The organism is Veillonellales bacterium, assembly GCA_039680175.1.
Classification (GTDB): domain Bacteria; phylum Bacillota; class Negativicutes; order JAAYSF01; family JAAYSF01; genus JBDKTO01.
Window position 1 is genome coordinate 51,052 of record JBDKTO010000051.1, and the last position, 18,015, is coordinate 69,066.

The window sequence follows — 18,015 nt, forward strand, 5'->3', positions numbered from 1 at the left end:
GGAGGTACTTATGACACGAATTGATGGACGACAAAAAGATGAAATGCGGAAGGTGAAAATTACTCGTAATTATTTAAGATATGCGGAAGGGTCGGCTTTGATTGAGGTTGGCAATACCAAGGTAATTTGCGCGGCCACCATAGAAGACAGAGTGCCTCATTTTTTAAAGGGAAGCGGTGAAGGCTGGATTACGGCCGAATATTCCCTGCTGCCTCGTTCGACCCAGAGCCGTAATCCGCGGGAATCGGCAAAAGGCAAAGTGACAGGGCGTACCCATGAGATTCAGCGGCTGATTGGACGGGCACTACGCAGTGTAGTGGATTTAAAAGCATTGGGAGAACGGACAGTTTGGATTGACTGTGACGTGATACAGGCCGATGGCGGCACTCGCACCGCCTCTATTACCGGTGCATTCGTAGCCCTGGTTGACGCTGTGGATACCATCTATTCCAATAGCGACAAACCTTTTCCTGTTAAGGATTTTCTGGCGGCGGTGAGCATTGGATTGCTTGAAGAGGGAATTGCTATGGATTTGTGCTATGAAGAAGACTCTAGCGCCATTGTGGATATGAATGTAGTAATGACCGGCACCGGCCAATTCGTTGAAATACAAGGTACCGGCGAAAAACGGCCTTTTACCAAAGATCAGATGGAACAGATGGTTGGGGTGGCTGAACAGGGTGTTATGAGTTTAATTGACTATCAAAAAGATATTTTGGGGCCGCTGACATGGAAGGTGGGCCGGGAACCGTGATAGAAGTTGTTGTAGCCAGTAAAAATGCCGGAAAAGTTGCTGAATTTACTGCTGCTTTTGCGGCTGTTCCGATTCGAATTTTATCGCTTGCTGATTTCGGCGATATTCCGGAAGCGGAGGAAAACGGCGACACTTTTGAAGCCAATGCTCTTGCCAAGGCCCGGCATTATGCCCATTATACGGGCAAGGCTTGTCTGGCCGATGATTCGGGCCTGGAAGTTGACGCACTGGATGGGGCGCCGGGGGTATACTCGGCCCGTTATGCCGGAGAACATGGCAGTGATGAAGCGAATAACCGTAAATTATTGGCCGAAATGGAGAAATTTGCTCCGGGAAAACGAAGCGGGAGATTCTGCTGCGTATTGGCATTTGTTGCCGAAGATGGTACAACCTTAACAGCTGCCGGTACTTGCGAGGGAATTATCCTTCAGGCTCCTTCCGGTCATGACGGTTTTGGCTATGATCCGTTATTTTATGTCCCCGCAAAAGGAAGAACCTTTGCGGAACTTTCCCTAACGGAAAAGAACGGCATCAGTCATCGGGGAAAAGCCATTCGAAGCATGGTGGAGCAATTAACGGGGTATTACCGGTGAAATTCGGCGTTATCAGCGATACTCATGGCGATGAAGCGGCTATTCGGCAGGCCGTTGCGCTAATCGGCGAGGTGGATGGGTGGCTCCATGCCGGCGATTACAGTCAGGATGGCGCGGTATTGGCCGCCTTAACCGGGCAAAAAATAATTGCGGTTAAGGGAAACTGCGATGGGGCGGCTTCGGCAAACATCAATGAATTTATCGATGTTGACGGGAAGAAAATCTGGCTTACCCATGGACATCGGTATCAGGTAAAGCAGGGAATTCACGAGCTCAGCTGGTGGGCCAGGCAGTATGAAGCGGACGCGGTGATTTACGGCCATACTCATGTCTCCAATATTTTTTGGGATAAGGAGCTTTTATTATTTAATCCCGGCAGTGCCGCCTGTTTCAACTGGAATGACAATTCTGCCTGCGGCATACTGGAAGTGGATTCTGCGGGAAATATCATTCCCCGGATTCTTAAGATTGCATGAAAAGAAAGCTGTCTCATGATAAGTTTTTCCTATCTGAGATAGCTTTTTTAGCAGGTAAAATTTAAGTTATGCCGAAAGGATCATTTATTCAGATATGATTGGACTCATTTATAAGGAGTACGACATGGTGTGTATTGCTCAATTGAGACAGGATATCATGAAGATTAATAATGCAATTAATACGAAAATGTATGGCAGAGGTCTTATTCGGCAGAAAGTTTGTTTTTTGGAAGAAGAGAATATAATCTTAATCATTGCCAACAATCAAAGGGTGCCTGCGTTGGCGGCATTAGACAGTAAAGATCGTACAGCGACCCGACTGTTTGATATGACATTACTTAAAGAGTTTTCGGAAAGATTGAAGGAAGAACTTTCTATTACACTTGGATTATCGATAAAATGTATTTTAAAAGACTACGATCCGGTTTGTGAATTAGCAGTTACAACAATTGTTTTAGAAAAGAGGATAATTGATAAAAAATAATAAAATGAGTAATATTTGTGCAGGAAAAAAGCAGATTGTATCGAAATACTACTCATCAAAGATGAGCTAAATAAATAGGTGGGCCGAAAGAACTCGTTTTGAGTGCTTAAAAGCTACCAGTATGAACGCAAGCGGTTCGAAATGCAGATTTTAAAATGCATTCCGGCAAGAGCGTTTTACTGGTAGCTTTTTGTCTTACTTGGCTTAAAGGAAGGTGATAAGTGAAAAGGGCTGAAAGGAATACTAATGTTTTTATTACAGAGGGGGATGAAGTGGTGGAAACAAACGGGAGGACAAAGGTAAAAGATGTATTAACAGTGCTTGATAAAATTACCGGTGGCAGATGTGTGAAAAATCTAAGTGATATTTTTGAAGGGAAAAACCCTTTTGTCGTAGTAAAGTCTTCCAATATTCCTGGTAAGCAATGTATGGAAACCCCAGGTTTTGTCTGCGGTAATTTGGAAGCACCGGTACACAAAATTGCTGTGACCATGACATTGACGGAGTGTAATATTGAATTGGCCGGGGCTATCGGTATTGATGTTATTATTGCGCACCATCCGATTGTGGAGGCGGCTAATTCCGGGGGAGTGACTTTGCGAAATTATTTGGCTCTTTATGGAATCTCAGTGTTTGAACTTCATGAGGCATTTCATGGTCTGCACCCCGGGATTGCATTGCTTCACGGACACAAGGCATTTCGGGTAGATATTGCCTATGGCGGTATACCGGGAAATATTTTATATGTGGGGAAAGCCTTGGAAGAGGTAGATACTTTAGGAGATATTTTAGAGCGACTGGATACCTTTATGGGGCTTGAAGAGGAGAATAAGGTCTTGATTGCGGAGAGATCATGCCGGGGCTGCGATTGCATTAGCGAAACGAATGTTGCTACAGGCGGAAAAATATTGCTGGGTACCCGTAAGGATAAGGTGGACACTATTATTCATATTTTTCCGCACACTGGGTTTAGCCCTAAACATCTTGAACAGGTGAAAAAAGAGCATCCTGAGGCCGACACTGTATTGGCGTCCATCAGCCGCGTCCGACCCGACAGTGAGCTAGTGGAAAAAGCGAAAGAATTAAAAATGAATTTTATTGTAGGGAATTCTCATGCCATGGAAATTTTGGAAAATGGGCTGCCGTTGGCGAAAGCGATTGAAAAACAGCTTCCTGATGTAGAAGTGGTCCTGTTTAGAGAGCGTATTACCTCAACTCCTTTAGCGATGGCAGGAACAAAAGCAGTGCGAGAATACGCCGCCGACATTGCGGAACGGTTTCTTCAACCAAAGTAGTGAAATATAACGGAGGTATGAACGATGAGTGAGAATAACAATGCCGAAACTGTAAAAAAGGCTTCGCTGAAAAGAGAAATGAAGCCCATCGAATATCTAGGGTTTGTATTGGTAGTTTTAGCATTAATCGCACTATTCTATTTTCCTGCACCGGTCGCCGGCGCGTTTACAGCGGCGGCGGCTAAGGTTAAATCCGTTTGCTTTGATGCGTTTTTAATGAATATTGTTGGGTGGGCAATTATTTGCGGTGTTATTTTAGGACGATTAATGGAACGGGCCGGTTTTACCGATGCGTTAATTCGGATATTTGTTCCTATTACCCAGCGAATTGGCGTGAATCCCGCGGTTGTGGTACCCGCTATTTATCACATTATAGGGGATATTAATGCCGCGGGCAGAATAGCCGGGCCGACGGTGAAAAAAGCTGGGGCGACTAGAGATGAACAGAAAATTGCAATCGCGACAATGGTTCAGTCACAACAGTCATTTTCTACATTTATGCTGGGCCTTGTCGCCCTCACATTAGCGAACATCAATCCGTTTCCCCTGATTATTATTGCGATCTTTCTGCCGATTGTCGTTGTGCCGTTTATTCTTAAAAACACAATTTGGCGGGATACGAAAGGCGTTCCGTTGAGTGAACTGCCGCGATTTACTCCTGAGACGCCATGGATGAGTGTTTTATTCGGAGCGGCAAAAGAGGGGGCCGAGGTTCTGTTCCTGATTGTTATACCGGCTGCTGCTGCGGTGTTTGCTATTATCGGCGCCTTGGAATACGCCGGGATATGGCAGGTGATTCAAGGGTGGATCACGGTAGCTTTAAATGCGATTTCCGTTGATGTCGAAACCGGGACAGTCACCATTCTAGCCGCGCCAACTTTGGCTATGGGCATGCTGACAAAGACGGCGGCGACGATTCCGCCTAAAATGGTGGTTGGTTCGTTTGTCTTGGCGGCTTCGGGATTTCCGATTGGAGTAATGTTGGGGCAGATCCCCATGATTTGGAAGGGAGTATCCGATTTGACGGAAGCGGAAGCGGCGAAAGCCGCCTGTTTAGGTATTGGAATGCGGATTATTACTGCATGGCTGGTGGCCGAGTTTTTAACGCCTTTCATCATGAGGTAGATAGTAACTATGGCAGGGGTATAGCCCCGGATTCATAGTTGACGTACGGAATTTATTAGCAAGGAATCTTAATCAAGTAGTTGCCGCGGGATGTCCAATCAATGGCAACATCGGGACGAAGCAGGGGAATCTCGGTGGGCATCCCGCCATCGGCAGCGACTGCAAGGGACAGATAGTAGGCAAGTTGTCCTTGGTCAAGAATTACATTTGTTTCCAATGCAACGGTTAGTTCTTTTAGCTGATTTTCTTCCAGCGACAAGGGCGCTGATTCAGCAGCCTCTAACGGACCAAGCCCTGCCGGAAGATCATCTAAAGCATATTGTTTTGTGCGGCCAAAGCCGGCAATCCGTTTACCTGGTAAAATGAAATCGTTCAGATTATACTGATCCCGGCCGGAGGTTTCGGGGATAACCTGCCCGTTGTTTACCAGAGCAACTGAAAAATAGTCACCGTTGTTGACCTCAAGCTGATGTTCCGTTTTGATTTCCATGGACAGACGCATTAGTTTTCCCTCCTAATACTTTCTCGCGTTTTCTCGTATCAAAATATGCAAGAATGTTAAAAGTGTGAGTATCCTTACTTGTGGGGGAGGAAAAAATTAGTGCGGGTCGAAAATGATTAGAGACTTGTGCATTGATGCCCAGATAGGCTCAGGCGGATATATTCTGCAGTTAGTTGCTACGGTTTTTCTGATGATCACAAAATTGTTAAAATATTTTTAATATAATGTTATTTTGTGCAGGAAAAAAAGAAGAACCAGCGAAGTAGTACTCATCATAAATGAGCGATGAGACGTACTCAATTTCATGAGCGCTATAATGTCTCATTGAAGTAAAAAGGAGGAGGATATTATGGCTAAAAAAGTAGTAATTGTTGGTGGGGGATGGGCAGGCTGCGGCGCCGCATTAGCGGCTCGGAAAGCAGGCTGCGATGTAGAATTATTTGAGCGGGCAGATATGCTGCTTGGTACCGGACTGGTTGGCGGGATTATGCGCAATAATGGACGGTTCACCGTTGCCGAGGAAATGCTTGCTATGGGTGGCGGCGATCTGTTTACCATTACGGATGAAAATGCCCGTCACAGAAACATTGATTTTCCCGGGCATAAGCATGCATCGCTTTACGATGTATGTACCATTGAACCCGCTGTGCGCAAGGCACTGCTGGCTGCCGGGGTAAAGGTTCATCTTAAGGCCCGTGTTAAGGATGCTATTGTGGAAGATGGTAAGATTGTAAAGGTTATCGCTGATGTATTCCATAGTGGTGAAGTGATTGAAGCCACGGGTGACGCTTTCGTCGATGTCTCTGGTACTGCCGGTCCCCAAGTCAATTGTATGAAGCATGGTAATGGCTGCGCCATGTGTATCTATCGCTGCCCGACCTTTGGTCCCCGCTTCAGCATTGCCGCCAAAGCCGGCATTAAAGAGATGATCGGTGAAAAAGCGGACGGTAGTTTTGGTGCTATGAGCGGTTCATGCAAACTTCACAAAGATTCCTTAGCACCCGCGGTGAGAGAGGAGCTGGATAAGACTGGCGTTTGCGTCATTCCGGTGCCTAAGAATCTCCAGAAAAGCATGTCGGATCTTGCGCAAAAAGCCTGTCAACAATATGCGCTGAAGGAGTTTGCTGAGAATATTGTTTTACTGGATACCGGCCACGCAAAACTGATGTCTGCTTATTATCCAATTGAAATGCTTCGCCAGATCCCTGGTTGTGAGAATGCCCGTTTTGAGGATCCCTATTCCGGCGGCATTGGCAACTCCATGCGTTATTTCGGAATGCTGCCCCGCGACAATGCTCTCAAGGTAGAAGGACTGAAAAATGTCTTTTGCGGCGGAGAAAAAGCCGGGTTGTTGGTAGGCCATACCGAAGCAATTATTACGGGAACTCTTGCTGGTCATAATGCTGCAAGATGCGCATTGAGGCTGGATATGATCGAGATTCCCCGGAGTCTGGCCTGCGGCGAAGGCATAGCTCATGTAAAAGAAAGAATGCAGACGAAAGAAGGGTTAACTAAGAAATATACCTTCTCAGGTTCGGTGCTATTTGATCATATGAGGAGCAAAGATTTGTATACCACTAACGTTCAAAAAATTAAGGAAAACGTTAAGAACGCCAATATGATAGACTTTTTCGCAAAGAATCTTACGGGTTATCGTTCGGAAGCGGCTGCAACTAGAACGGATCAATAAGTAGTTGAAGTACATATTTTGTTTTTCCCGGCAAAGGCATAGAGAGGTTACTCTATGCCTTGTCGTGTGAAACATCCGATTTCGAGCGATGCCAGTTTAGTCACTAAATGTTAAATGGGGGAGGATTCTACAATGCAACAAGTTGCGACATTGTCACTTGCGGATTGGGTCTTTATGTTTTTTGTAATTGTTACCTTGGGCTGTTTGGCGACACGTCGGGATGCTTTGCTGCCGACTTCCGTGGGACTGTTAGTGGTTGGGTCGATTCTTAAGGGGAGTATTATTGGTGGACTTATGGTGTCATTTAATGCCATTTTGGCGTCTACTACCGACTTATTAAATATTATCATTGTCATAGCTATGGTTGTTATGATGACCAAAACAATGGAAGATATGGGTTCAGACCGCCTGATGGTTGCTCCTCTCCGTAGTTTATTAGGCAATCCCAGTGTTTCTTATTGGGTTATTGGTTTTGCAATGCTAATTCTTTCCTGGTTTATTTGGCCTACGCCGGCTGTTGCCCTATTGGGTGCGCTTGTTTTGCCTCTGGCGATTGTTGGCGGTTTACCACCTATCATTGCTGGTATGTCGCTATCAATTTTTGGTAAAGGCATCGCTTTGTCAAGTGACTTTATTATTCAGGGCACGCCATCCATAACTTCCAAAATGACAGGAATACCGGTTGGTGACATTATGTCCGCCAGTATTCCCGTATGGGCAACGGTTTCTCTTGTTGCGGCCGTTAGTGCTTTCTATATTGCGCACAAGGCTATAAAAGCCAGCAAAGGCAAAGAAATTGAGAATACTTCCAGCAGCCAAGAAATGGCGAAAAGGGCTGCTGCCGCTACGGCCACTATTAACGCCAGCCCAATTGGCAGAGTGATGGCATGGATTATCCCGCTGGCCCTGCTGCTGGATGTTTTCTTTATGTTTAAACTGGGACTGAAAGGCGGCGCGGCGACCGCTCTTGTCGGCGGTACTACGCTGGCTATTACCATGATTAGTGCTTGTTTTCAGTATAAGGACGATGCTTTCTCCAAAGTGATGAATCATGCCCGTCAAGGCTGGATGTTTGCCGTAAAAGTATTTGGACCGGTTGTAATTATCGCCGGATTCTTTTGGTTAGGCGGCGATTCACTGAAAGATATCCTAAAGGATAAAAATGTTCAGGGCCTAATGTTTGACTGGGGGTACTTTATTGCCGCCCATGTACCGATTAATACCTTTATGGTATCTTTAATGGTGACTATTGCCGGCATACTAGCCGCTTTCGACGGCTCCGGCTATGCGGCCATTCCTCTGGGAGCAAGCATAGCTATGGCTCTTGGTACGCCAATTGGTGCCGATGTATCTATCCTGGCTTCTCAAGCCCAAATGGCTGCTATTTGGACAGGCGCCACTTTGGTTCCCTGGGGCTTCCTTGCGGTTACCGCATCTTTCGCCGGCGTTGACCCGGCTGACTTGGCACGACGCAACATGTGGCCAACCCTGCTGGGCTTGGGCGCGGGTGTTATCGTCACCACGTTTCTGGCGTAATTTCAAATATGTGGAGACCAAACATACAAATCATCAAAGATGATGAATCTTTTTAAAAATATTGTTAGAAAAATTCGTAAAGGGTTGCAGAAACAGCTGGGTTGATTTATACTAATAGTAGGTCATCAAAGATGAGCGATGATCGAGAGCTTAATTGAAAAATCTAATAGGGTCATATTATGGGTTAACACTACTCATTAATGGTGAGTTACTAATGGGTGAGATATTGGAGGGAGTATCGTGTTAAGATCCTTAAACCAAGTGATGGATGCGCTCGACATAGAGACTTTCTTTATCTGCCAAAGTGAACAGGAAGGTAAAAACCTGATGTTGAGTCTGCTGACGAATATGGGCTTTAAAGATATTGATATTGTGTTTGCTCAATATGCAGGCCCCGGCGCCCGCATTAGGGGCAGGGCCTATGTGCATCGTCCTGCGGATCAATACAGATGGCTGTTTGCCGATACTGGAAAGGAAGGGGAATAAGTATGAAATGCAAAGTGATGCTTGTTCCTATTGATCCGGTTCATGATATCGGGTTAAAAATGATCGCCAGAGGTTTGATAGAGAAAGGTCATGAAATCATAATGCTGCCGCCGGATCTAGCGATGGAAGAAATCGTCGAGCAAGTGCTCAGAACAAAAAATGTTGACACACTCTTGATGAGCCGGACGCTGGGCTACGGTGTCGGGGAATTATTGGCCCGCTTTATTGATCTTGTCGACTCAACAGGAATTCGGGAAAAAGTCAAGATTGGTATCGGCGGAATGGCCATTAGGCCTGAGCTTGCGGCTGAATTGGGCTTTGATGCCGGTTTTGGCCCCGGGACAACGGTGGAAGAAACAATATGCTTTGTGGAAGGCCGGGAATATACACCTGATACACTGCGAACTCAAAAGGTTAAGCAAGACATGACAGCAGGGTATGACTACGCCTATCATAGTACGTTAATCGGCGATGAGCTGCATTCCATTACCGATATGATTCTGGACTGGGTCGACGATAAGACATCACCAGGCGTCGAGCGGGCTAAAGTACGCGATGAACTTTGGGATATAGAAAGATGGCGCAGCCGCCAAGGTAATCCGGAATTTGACAAAGTCTATCCTGGCCTATGCGGCGAGATCCCTCGCCGCTACTACCAGACAGGTGAATTACATCCCAAGACTCGACGCTTTACAGTCGATGAAGTGCAGGCTTTTGAAAGATATCAAAAAGAAACAAAGTCCCGGATGTCAGTAATGAAACTGCAGCATACGCGTAAAAAGCCAATGATATTTAATCAGTACGGTACAGGATGTCCTTTTATGGATATCGGTCATGTAATAGCCAGCGAAGCGTGGGGGGCGGATGGTGTAGTTCATTTCGATCCTTCGTGGGGGGCAAGAACGGAAGGGTTTCTGGACGGGTTTTTAACCCATCAGGAGGATGGAACAGTTATTACCCCGGCGAACCTTAATCGTATTCATGGGGGATTGGAAAAGTCTACATTGTGGCAGGTTCGGGCGCATCGGGGCCTTAATACCCCGGAGACGGTTGTGCTGGCGGGAAAGATAGGCGCTGATTTGACGAAGATTAACATTTGCTATGGGGCGCTGGGGGCCGGCACTGATCCGGAACGAATGACTGTCGACGGTTATCATTCAATCTTATATGCCGCAAAGTACAATATGCCTTTTGACGTAGTAACAAATGAAGAACTGTGCGGGGTTCCGTCATACAAGGCGTTTGCCGGCATGCTGATTGTCGCTGATCTAGCGAGAAGACTTGGCGCCCGGCCCATTTTACAGCCCCTTTTCGCTTATTCGCCGGAAGTGATGATTCACGGATATATGGAAGACAACTATATTGATTTCAATGCCGCAAAAGTGTTCGCGTTACGAAGCATTATTAATGCACCTATCTGGCCCGGGGCACCAATCGGTTTCTTGACTCATACCGAAGACCGTGTGCAGTCGGCGATGACGACGGCACTGCATACTTGTCTGGGTTCATCACTAGGTGTTGATGCTGTCTCTATTGCTTCTACTGACGAGGCATATTCCGGCGGGCCGATTACCATTCCGGCCAAAATAGACACACTGCGTGCGGTCGCGGAAAGTCTTCGTTTCATGGGCCAGGCCCATATTAGAGAGACAGAACAGGCTCAGGTATATGCCGATCGCATGGTAGAGGGTATAAGCCACGTACTCTCCGACATCATCCATTGTGGTGATTTTGTTACCGCCATTCATGCGGGCCTCCTGGGAAGTAGAGAAGAAGGAGCATATCCGGGACGAACCGGTAAAGGTACAGTAACAATAAAGAAAGGGGTGTATGAATATGACAGATCCTTATGCGGCAGGGAAGCTTGTCAGTAATCCCTATACAAAAAAGAGTGATGTGGCCGGTCCATTGGTTGCAATTCTTGACGGCCGGATGGAAGACAGGGGCCTTAATTTAATGAAGCCGATTTCTCGCTGTGTTAAAACTTATGATGTGCATGAAATCATTCTTACTGATGAGCAGGAGGCCGGTCCTGGTAGGAAAGTGAACCGAATTGCTTATTTGGGTTTTTTTGAAGTGGCTGGCGGTGGCGTAATTGTCGCCGGTGATAAAGTACTTCTTGATGATGTTTGTGTTGGTGTCTTGGCGGGTTTTGATGAGACCCATATGCCCAATCATCTCAATATTGTCATAAAGACAGATAAATTATTAACCGGCGTAGAATGCGGGGCAGGTTTAGGTAATATAATTACCTTTAAAATAAAAACCTAATATCAATAGGGGAGGAAAAAGATGAGTATTGAAGCTAAGCTGAAAGAGATGGGTCTGGAACTTCCGTCAGCACCAAAGCCGGTAGCGGCTTATGTTCCAGCCGTAAAGGTTGACGGGTATGTCTACACATCAGGACAGATACCTTTTGTCAATGGCGAATTAAAGTTTAAAGGTAAAGTAGGCAAGGATCTCGACGAGACACAGGGATATGAGGCGGCTAAATGCTGTGTGTTAAATTGCCTGAGTGTAATTAAAGCACAAATCGGTGATCTTGACCGTATTGAAAAGGTGATAAAGGTTGTGGGCTTTGTAAGCAGTGCTCCAGGCTTTAATATGCAGCCTAAAATTATTAATGGTGCTTCAGAACTTTTAGGTCAATTGTTTGGTGAAAAGGGACAGCATGCCAGGTCTGCTGTCGGCGTTAGCGAATTGCCGCTTGATGCTGCCTGCGAAGTAGAATTGATTGTAAAGTTTAACTAAATATAAATACATAAATAAAGGAGAGGAATTTTCTATGGCTAAATTCAAGTATAAACATCAAATGTATCAACATCTTCTGGCGAATACTGCCAATATCTATGCCGATGCCCGGAAGGCTGCTGAAGAACTAAAAATCCCGGCAGATATTAAAGGTAAATTTGGGATGACAGGTGGCATCTCGGGGTGTCCGGCACCGCTGAGGGACGATATGATAAAAGCAGGCGAAGAAGTATCCCAAAAGGTAATGCCTCTGGCAGGCATGGTTACTCAGATCCGCGAACTGGTTAAGGATATTTATGGCGACGAATATGACGCTGCTCCGGTTAGTACTTGCGAAGCAGGCCTATGGACGGCTTTTGGTTGTTTGTTTACGCCTCCCAGCCTTGGCATGGGTGATAACTATCGTGCTCGTTATATAGCGCCTCTGGAAAAACATTTTCATCATCAAGGCGGCTATGGCCGGCCGTTCCCTGCTCGCTATAAAGATATGCTTGCTGACCGCGGGACTACTCCGGGTGAGCTTGGGGTATATGGCAAGCGCCAAAACAACCTGGATGTCATTGTAGTACCGCTTGCCGGTGCGAAATACGATGTTCATGGCATCAAATCCCATCCGGTTCCGATGCTGGCGAAAGTTGATCCGAAGCAGGTCTTTGAAGATATGAAAAAATTTGCCGGCATTCATGCCAGCATGCTGACTGGTATCGCATCCGTGGGCTATGATACTCCGGGCTACGGTTACGGCGTCCATGAAAAAGATGGTTGCCCAACCTTGCAAAAAATGTATGCCAAAATTGCCCAGGAATATGGTATTCCGTACGTGATTGATAATGCCTGGGGTGTACCCGGTATTGGCCACGATATCCGTAAATCTGGTGCTGACGTTATCATCTACAGTATGGATAAGGCCAGCGGTTGTGCTACCAGCGGTCTGATTATTGGAAAAGCAGATGTTATGGTGCCAATCCGTCGTTCATTGGGCTTCCATGGCGACAGATGGGGTTCAACCGGCTCTTATGGTAAAGCTGCTTTCGTAGGGTTTGATCCCGGGAAAGAAGCACTTGCCTCGCAAATTCAGGCATTGAAAGTATTGCGGGATAATCCTGGCGTATACACGAATGCAGTTGATGATCTGTATGATGTGGTTGTAGAAGAGTTTGCCAAGATTAATCCCAAACTTAAAACAGGCATCGTCATCAGTAAATCCTATAATTCCCGTGCAGTTGAAGTTAACTACGAAGGCACTTGGGCGAACGGTGAAATGGGATTGCCGATTTTCTCGATTGAAGATATGTATTCTAACACAAACATGTTCCAAAGCGGTATGGCGCAAATGGGCGTAATTCCGACCATTGCTTATGATGGCAACTTATTCTTCTCGCCGGATCTTGCAACTACCGACAGTAAGGGTAATCTGTTGAAGGATGTTATGAGATATGGTGTTAAGGCTCAGGTTGCTTTAATGGAGATCGTCGCAAAGTATGCAGGCGTTATCTAATTCAGCCGGTTAAAATTCATAATGGATGTAGAGCAGGTATGGCAGAGGTATTGAGGACAATCCTTGATGCCTCTGCGTATTTTCAAAACAGCCGCTGGATGAGGAAAAGAGTAGAATCTTTAGGGCAGACTATATTGATGCCCCAACAGTTCTAGCTGAATCTAGCTGGAATTTCCCGCGACCTGGGCGAAACGATAGCAGGTATTGAAATCTCCACCATTCCGGCTAATGAACAGATGCAAGAACGTGGTTGAGAAGTAAAATTGAATGATTATTATCAAGAATAATTGAAGAAGGCAGGAAATAATCAGCTTCGAGGCGAATCCACAAATATCTAGGTTTGTCTACTCGCGATTGTTCGTACGGAGGTTGGATCATTGTTAAGCAATAAGGAAAAAATAGAACGGGATATTTTGCGGATTGTTCGCGATGCTAAAAAGCCGATTGGTTGTGGAATTATTAGCACGCTGCTGCAGGCCGAGGGGTATAGTGTCAGTGAGGCTACTGTTGGTAGAGTATTACGGGATTTAGACAATATGGACTATACGGAAAAAGCTGGGTATCAAGGCCGGACGTTATCTTGTACCGGCGAAAAGCGGTTGATTGAACTTTGTAAGGAAGAACGACGGCTGCAATGGGGCGTAGAGTTCGCCGAGGCGCTGCAGGGACATACGAAAGAGCAGCTATTGGAAGTCCTTGTGGCCCGGAGGGCGATAGAAAGTGAGCTGGCCGCCCTGGCCGCACAAAATGCTACTTCAGAGCAGTGCTCCATATTGCAGCAGATTTTGCAATGTCAGCGTACTACTACTGACTTTGGCGGCACTACGGCTCAGGAGGATATCGAATTTCACGCTGCAATTGCACAAATGTCAGGCAATGCCGTGCTTAAAGCGGCCATTGCTCTCATTCGCCAGGATACACAGCTGTCACCGGTATTGGAATATATCCGTAAACGGGTGCATAGTGTGGTGTTTATTGATCATCAAAAGATATATCAGAGTATAAATGACAGGAATTCCCCTGCAGCCAGAGAGGCTATGATTCAACATATTAACAATCTGATTCATGATGTTGAGTCTTATTGGGAAAATACGCTATCAGATGAGACTTGATCCAGGGGGGTGACTCCAGCTGAATAAGGGTGAGATGTTGTTAGCTCATTGAGAAGGTCCTTTTGCTACAGGCTGCGTAGTTGCTGCCGCCATTATGCGAAAGTATTCTTAATGAGCTATTCTTTTACGGTAGTGCCAAAAAATTCATTGGGCAGGTGATGACAATATTTACTGAACTCACACTTGGATTGGCCGGGACTGCTAAAAACACGGGAAAGACGACCACTGCGGCAACTATCATTGAAGAAATCAGATCCCGGGGTATCGCTTTATATTTAACAAGTATTGGTTTTGACGGCGAAACCGTTGATAACATAACCGGTCTGCCTAAGCCTAAGCTTTGGGTTGAACCGGGAGATATCGTTGTAACAGCCGAAAGGTGTATCGGTATCAGTACAGCGAAACTGAAAAAAATAGAGGACACCGGCATTACTAATCCTTTGGGAAAGATATACATTACTCAGGTGAGACAACGCGGGTTAGTGGTTACTGCCGGTCCGAACAAAAGCAGCGAACTGTGTAGGATCATGGATATACTGCGACGCTTAGGTCCGGCAGTAACGATTGTCGACGGGGCATTAAACCGCATGGCTCCCATGATAAAAACGGATGGATTTGTATTATCTACAGGGGCATCAAGAACGCCGAATATTGAACAGTTGGCCCAGGAAACGGGCTTGATTTGGAATCTCTGCAATCTTGTAAAGGTACCTAGAGCCGGTGAACTGGCTGAACAGAGAATTGATAAAATTACTCTTCTGGACGGCAGTCTGAAAGAGGTGGCATCATGTCCGGCTTCTTCCTTACTCAATGAGGCTGAAGTTGCGAGTTTGTTTGCACAACCGATAAAGGACGGGTATTATCTTTACATACCCGGAATTATTGGGGAGAAAGCATTGCACAGCGTGTATGAAAAGCTGGCAGGTCTGCATCGACGACTGATTTTGGCTTTTGCAGATCCGATCAAATTATTGGTATTTGGCAATCCGGCAGCTTATTATCAATTGCTTATGCAGCTTGAAGAAATAGGCGTATTTGTTGGAGTTGTAAAACGTATTCCGCTGTTAGCGATTACGGTCAATCCGTTTTATCCCGAATATAGGTGGAATGACAATCGCTATAGTCCGGCATTTGTGGATCTTATTCGCTTGCAAGTTTCGATTCAAAACAGCGTTAGGGTACCGGTATACAATGTAGTCCGGCAAGGCGGCAAGGAACTTGTAGATCAGCTTTTAACCAATGCCCGGCGATGGGAGAGTCCGTCGACTATAACCTTTACATAAAGTGAAGAATAATTTTCAGCCCGCGCTAACGGTTCCGGACTGCAGAGGTGACAGTGGGAGGACGGCTGAAATAAAATTTGACACCTAGATTCCAGAATACATTTCTAGGAGATATTAGGAAGGCTTCATATATTTTTAAGGACAAAATTGATTGTCAATACAATTAGATTGTGCTAAAATGAACATAGATTTGAGTAACAGGAGGGATGATATGCGTACAATTGAGGTTGAACAAATTACTCAGGCAATAGCAAAAATGTGCATAAATGCCTGCTATTATTTGTCTGAGGATGTTTATGAAGCTTTAGTCGCAAGTAAAGACACAGAAGAATCTCCACTAGGGCGAGATGTTCTTGACCAAATTGTCAAAAATGCTGATATTGCCAGAAATGAAGACAGACCAATTTGTCAGGATACCGGGATGACGGTCGTCTTTATGGAAATTGGACAAGATGTTCATTTTGTTGGCGGGAATCTTGTAGATGCTGTAAATGCCGGTGTGGCGAAGGGCTATACCGAAGGTTATTTGCGCAAATCAGTAGTAGCTGAGCCGCTGTTTGATCGAAAAAATACTACCAATAATACTCCTGCCGTATTACATATTAGTATCGTGCCTGGCGACAAAGTAAAGATCAAGCTGGCACCAAAGGGTTTCGGCAGCGAAAATAAAAGCGGTTTGCAGATGCTGGTTCCGGCTGACGGTGTAGAAGGCGTTAAAAAAGTAGTTTTGGACGTCGTTAAACATGCCGGAATGAATCCCTGTCCGCCGATGATAGTGGGTGTTGGTATCGGTGGAACTATGGAAAAAGCCGCTATTTTGTCGAAAAAGGCATTGGTTCGTTCCATTAAAAAACGGAACGAGCATCCTCAATACGCCAAATTAGAGCAAGAGTTACTGGAAATGATCAATAAAACAGGTATTGGGCCTCAGCTAGGCGGTACGACTACCGCTTTGGCTGTAAATATTGAATGGTATCCTACGCACATTGCCGGGTTGCCGGTTTCTGTGAATATCAGTTGCCACGCTACAAGGCATGCTGAGATTGAGTTATAAGGAGGTGTAAAGTGTAATGGCAGAAAAAATTCGTATTACCACTCCGTTAACCGAGGAAGCGGCTCGCAAACTGAAAGCCGGTGACAGCGTGCTCATTAGCGGAATTGTTTATAGCGCGCGTGATGCTGCGCATAAGCGCATGGTAGAGGCTTTGGATCGGGGCGAAAAATTACCGGTTGATTTAACGAATCAAATTGTTTATTATCTTGGACCTACTCCGGCTAAACCGGGCAACCCGATTGGATCGGCAGGCCCGACTACTTCCGGACGTATGGATGCGTACGCTCCTAAGATTATTGAACAAGGATTAAAGGGGATGATTGGCAAAGGTTCCCGTTCGACAGCAGTAGTTGATGCGATGAAAAAGCACGGCGCTGTTTATTTTGCTGCTGTTGGCGGTGCTGCTGCCTTAATTTCCAAATGTATAAAAAAATATGACGTACTGGCATATGATGACCTTGGCCCGGAAGCGATTGCCGCTTTGACGGTGGAGGATTTTCCGGCAATTGTTGTTATCGACAGCGAGGGCAACAACTTCTATGAAGAAGGCCAAAAACCGTACCGTAAGATTTAGGGTAGGCTGTCCCATTATTTGGTCATTGCATCTGTTTTGAAACAATGAATATTGAGTTTTAAAACAGATGTGTTTTTTTGATTTTAATTGGACAAAGTCAAAACAGATGGTCTATGATTTGCGGCAGGGGGGTGGTACCCTGTATTTTGCCACCGAAATATTACAGGAGGTACAAGCATGAGCAATTCAGACTTCTATATCCGGCGAGTTCATTCGATCCTAGGTATCGTTCCCATTGGTTTCTTTTTGTTAGAACATATTTTTTCGATTTCCAGTGTAATGGGGGGGCCGGCTTCCTTCGATACAACGGTTGCCAAAATGGCTAGTATTCCCCATGAAATTATGATTCCGCTAGAAATTATTGCTGTTGCTATTCCATTTCTGTTCCATGCCATTTACGGCTTAATTATTGCATTCAATGCCAAAAATAATGCAATGGGTGGTTATACGTATTCCCGTAACTGGCAGTTCTTTCTCCAAAGGATGTCCGCTTTCTATCTATTTGCTTTTCTGATCTGGCATGTTGTTTACCTGCGTTTCATGGTTAAAGGCGCCGGGCTGCCGATTGATTATACTCAAATGCATGCTTATGTAAGCAATCCGATTGTCTTAGTTTTGTATGCGATTGGTTTGGTAGCGGCTATTTTCCATTTTACCAATGGTATTTTCACATTCTGTATTACTTGGGGTATTACTGCTGGACCTCGTGCGCAGGATGTGGTCAACAAAATCATGTGGGTACTCTGCGTAGTACTGTCAATCATCGGTGTGATTGCTCTGGCCAATTTTGCAATGTAAATTG

At 45.6% G+C, this 18,015-nt stretch carries 19 protein-coding genes; 18 read left to right on the forward strand and 1 reads right to left on the reverse strand.

The features are described from left to right. The first annotated feature begins 10 nt into the window (after positions 1 to 10). From rph to ABFC84_08405, 6 genes are all read left to right on the forward strand, one after another. The gene (gene rph / locus ABFC84_08380; GenBank protein ID MEN6412768.1) at positions 11 to 754 is read left to right on the forward strand and encodes a ribonuclease PH; all 744 of its coding nucleotides are present in this window, start codon (positions 11 to 13) and stop codon (positions 752 to 754) included. Next, positions 751 to 1,347, forward strand: coding sequence for an XTP/dITP diphosphatase (locus ABFC84_08385; protein MEN6412769.1), 597 nt, complete (start codon positions 751 to 753; stop codon positions 1,345 to 1,347). The genes rph and ABFC84_08385 overlap by 4 nt, the downstream gene beginning before the upstream one ends. Continuing rightward, positions 1,344 to 1,823 carry a metallophosphoesterase gene (locus tag ABFC84_08390; GenBank protein ID MEN6412770.1) on the forward strand — a complete coding sequence of 160 codons (480 nt, stop codon included), beginning with the start codon at positions 1,344 to 1,346 and terminating at the stop codon, positions 1,821 to 1,823. The genes ABFC84_08385 and ABFC84_08390 overlap by 4 nt, the downstream gene beginning before the upstream one ends. A 94-nt stretch (positions 1,824 to 1,917) precedes the next feature. Continuing rightward, a complete protein-coding gene (locus ABFC84_08395; protein MEN6412771.1) occupies positions 1,918 to 2,307 on the forward strand; it encodes a Na-translocating system protein MpsC family protein in 390 nt (129 codons plus the stop codon). A 221-nt stretch (positions 2,308 to 2,528) separates the two neighbouring features. After that, on the forward strand, positions 2,529 to 3,602 hold the full coding sequence (locus ABFC84_08400) for a Nif3-like dinuclear metal center hexameric protein (protein ID MEN6412772.1): 1,074 nt from the start codon (positions 2,529 to 2,531) through the stop codon (positions 3,600 to 3,602). Between the two features lie 24 nt (positions 3,603 to 3,626). After that, a complete protein-coding gene (locus tag ABFC84_08405; protein ID MEN6412773.1) occupies positions 3,627 to 4,727 on the forward strand; it encodes a hypothetical protein in 1,101 nt (366 codons plus the stop codon). 55 nt (positions 4,728 to 4,782) lie between these two features. On the opposite strand, the gene ABFC84_08410 is transcribed toward ABFC84_08405, so the two are convergent. Continuing rightward, entirely contained in the window at positions 4,783 to 5,229 is a 447-nt protein-coding gene (locus ABFC84_08410) for a hypothetical protein (protein MEN6412774.1), read from the reverse strand. Between the two features lie 349 nt (positions 5,230 to 5,578). Between ABFC84_08410 and ABFC84_08415 the strand changes: the two genes are divergently transcribed. From ABFC84_08415 to ABFC84_08470, 12 genes are all read left to right on the forward strand, one after another. Next, positions 5,579 to 6,919: an FAD-dependent oxidoreductase gene (locus tag ABFC84_08415; GenBank protein MEN6412775.1), complete on the forward strand. Its 1,341-nt coding sequence runs from the start codon at positions 5,579 to 5,581 to the stop codon at positions 6,917 to 6,919. Between the two features lie 132 nt (positions 6,920 to 7,051). Further along, positions 7,052 to 8,455 carry a hypothetical protein gene (locus ABFC84_08420; protein MEN6412776.1) on the forward strand — a complete coding sequence of 468 codons (1,404 nt, stop codon included), beginning with the start codon at positions 7,052 to 7,054 and terminating at the stop codon, positions 8,453 to 8,455. A gap of 240 nt (positions 8,456 to 8,695) precedes the next feature. After that, entirely contained in the window at positions 8,696 to 8,941 is a 246-nt protein-coding gene (locus ABFC84_08425) for a hypothetical protein (GenBank protein MEN6412777.1), read from the forward strand. A gap of 2 nt (positions 8,942 to 8,943) precedes the next feature. Next, positions 8,944 to 10,815, forward strand: a complete 1,872-nt coding sequence (locus ABFC84_08430) for a cobalamin-dependent protein (protein MEN6412778.1) — start codon at positions 8,944 to 8,946, stop codon at positions 10,813 to 10,815. After that, complete coding sequence (locus ABFC84_08435; GenBank protein MEN6412779.1) at positions 10,778 to 11,212, forward strand: hypothetical protein; 435 nt, start codon at positions 10,778 to 10,780, stop codon at positions 11,210 to 11,212. The genes ABFC84_08430 and ABFC84_08435 overlap by 38 nt, the downstream gene beginning before the upstream one ends. A gap of 21 nt (positions 11,213 to 11,233) precedes the next feature. Beyond that, positions 11,234 to 11,692, forward strand: coding sequence for a RidA family protein (locus ABFC84_08440; GenBank protein ID MEN6412780.1), 459 nt, complete (start codon positions 11,234 to 11,236; stop codon positions 11,690 to 11,692). A 34-nt stretch (positions 11,693 to 11,726) separates the two neighbouring features. Further along, entirely contained in the window at positions 11,727 to 13,190 is a 1,464-nt protein-coding gene (locus ABFC84_08445; protein ID MEN6412781.1) for a hypothetical protein, read from the forward strand. Between the two features lie 377 nt (positions 13,191 to 13,567). Further along, positions 13,568 to 14,302 carry an FCD domain-containing protein gene (locus ABFC84_08450; GenBank protein MEN6412782.1) on the forward strand — a complete coding sequence of 245 codons (735 nt, stop codon included), beginning with the start codon at positions 13,568 to 13,570 and terminating at the stop codon, positions 14,300 to 14,302. Between the two features lie 158 nt (positions 14,303 to 14,460). Beyond that, positions 14,461 to 15,585 carry a hypothetical protein gene (locus ABFC84_08455; protein MEN6412783.1) on the forward strand — a complete coding sequence of 375 codons (1,125 nt, stop codon included), beginning with the start codon at positions 14,461 to 14,463 and terminating at the stop codon, positions 15,583 to 15,585. A 211-nt stretch (positions 15,586 to 15,796) separates the two neighbouring features. Next, positions 15,797 to 16,639 carry a fumarate hydratase gene (locus ABFC84_08460; GenBank protein MEN6412784.1) on the forward strand — a complete coding sequence of 281 codons (843 nt, stop codon included), beginning with the start codon at positions 15,797 to 15,799 and terminating at the stop codon, positions 16,637 to 16,639. 16 nt (positions 16,640 to 16,655) lie between these two features. After that, positions 16,656 to 17,213 carry a Fe-S-containing hydro-lyase gene (locus tag ABFC84_08465; GenBank protein ID MEN6412785.1) on the forward strand — a complete coding sequence of 186 codons (558 nt, stop codon included), beginning with the start codon at positions 16,656 to 16,658 and terminating at the stop codon, positions 17,211 to 17,213. A gap of 177 nt (positions 17,214 to 17,390) precedes the next feature. Beyond that, positions 17,391 to 18,011 (forward strand): hypothetical protein, encoded by a 621-nt coding sequence (locus ABFC84_08470; protein MEN6412786.1) that lies wholly within the window; start codon positions 17,391 to 17,393, stop codon positions 18,009 to 18,011. Positions 18,012 to 18,015 lie beyond the last annotated feature (4 nt).

What these genes read in the sequence shown, in the direction of transcription:
- rph (MEN6412768.1), top strand. Translation starts at nt 11, where the DNA reads ATGACACGAATTGATGGACGACAAAAAGATGAAATGCGGAAGGTGAAA.
- ABFC84_08395 (MEN6412771.1), top strand. Translation starts at nt 1,918, where the DNA reads ATGATTGGACTCATTTATAAGGAGTACGACATGGTGTGTATTGCTCAA.
- ABFC84_08405 (MEN6412773.1), top strand. Translation starts at nt 3,627, where the DNA reads ATGAGTGAGAATAACAATGCCGAAACTGTAAAAAAGGCTTCGCTGAAA.
- ABFC84_08410 (MEN6412774.1), bottom strand. Translation starts at nt 5,229, where the DNA reads ATGCGTCTGTCCATGGAAATCAAAACGGAACATCAGCTTGAGGTCAAC.
- ABFC84_08415 (MEN6412775.1), top strand. Translation starts at nt 5,579, where the DNA reads ATGGCTAAAAAAGTAGTAATTGTTGGTGGGGGATGGGCAGGCTGCGGC.
- ABFC84_08420 (MEN6412776.1), top strand. Translation starts at nt 7,052, where the DNA reads ATGCAACAAGTTGCGACATTGTCACTTGCGGATTGGGTCTTTATGTTT.
- ABFC84_08430 (MEN6412778.1), top strand. Translation starts at nt 8,944, where the DNA reads ATGAAATGCAAAGTGATGCTTGTTCCTATTGATCCGGTTCATGATATC.
- ABFC84_08435 (MEN6412779.1), top strand. Translation starts at nt 10,778, where the DNA reads ATGACAGATCCTTATGCGGCAGGGAAGCTTGTCAGTAATCCCTATACA.
- ABFC84_08440 (MEN6412780.1), top strand. Translation starts at nt 11,234, where the DNA reads ATGAGTATTGAAGCTAAGCTGAAAGAGATGGGTCTGGAACTTCCGTCA.
- ABFC84_08445 (MEN6412781.1), top strand. Translation starts at nt 11,727, where the DNA reads ATGGCTAAATTCAAGTATAAACATCAAATGTATCAACATCTTCTGGCG.
- ABFC84_08455 (MEN6412783.1), top strand. Translation starts at nt 14,461, where the DNA reads ATGACAATATTTACTGAACTCACACTTGGATTGGCCGGGACTGCTAAA.
- ABFC84_08460 (MEN6412784.1), top strand. Translation starts at nt 15,797, where the DNA reads ATGCGTACAATTGAGGTTGAACAAATTACTCAGGCAATAGCAAAAATG.
- ABFC84_08465 (MEN6412785.1), top strand. Translation starts at nt 16,656, where the DNA reads ATGGCAGAAAAAATTCGTATTACCACTCCGTTAACCGAGGAAGCGGCT.
- ABFC84_08470 (MEN6412786.1), top strand. Translation starts at nt 17,391, where the DNA reads ATGAGCAATTCAGACTTCTATATCCGGCGAGTTCATTCGATCCTAGGT.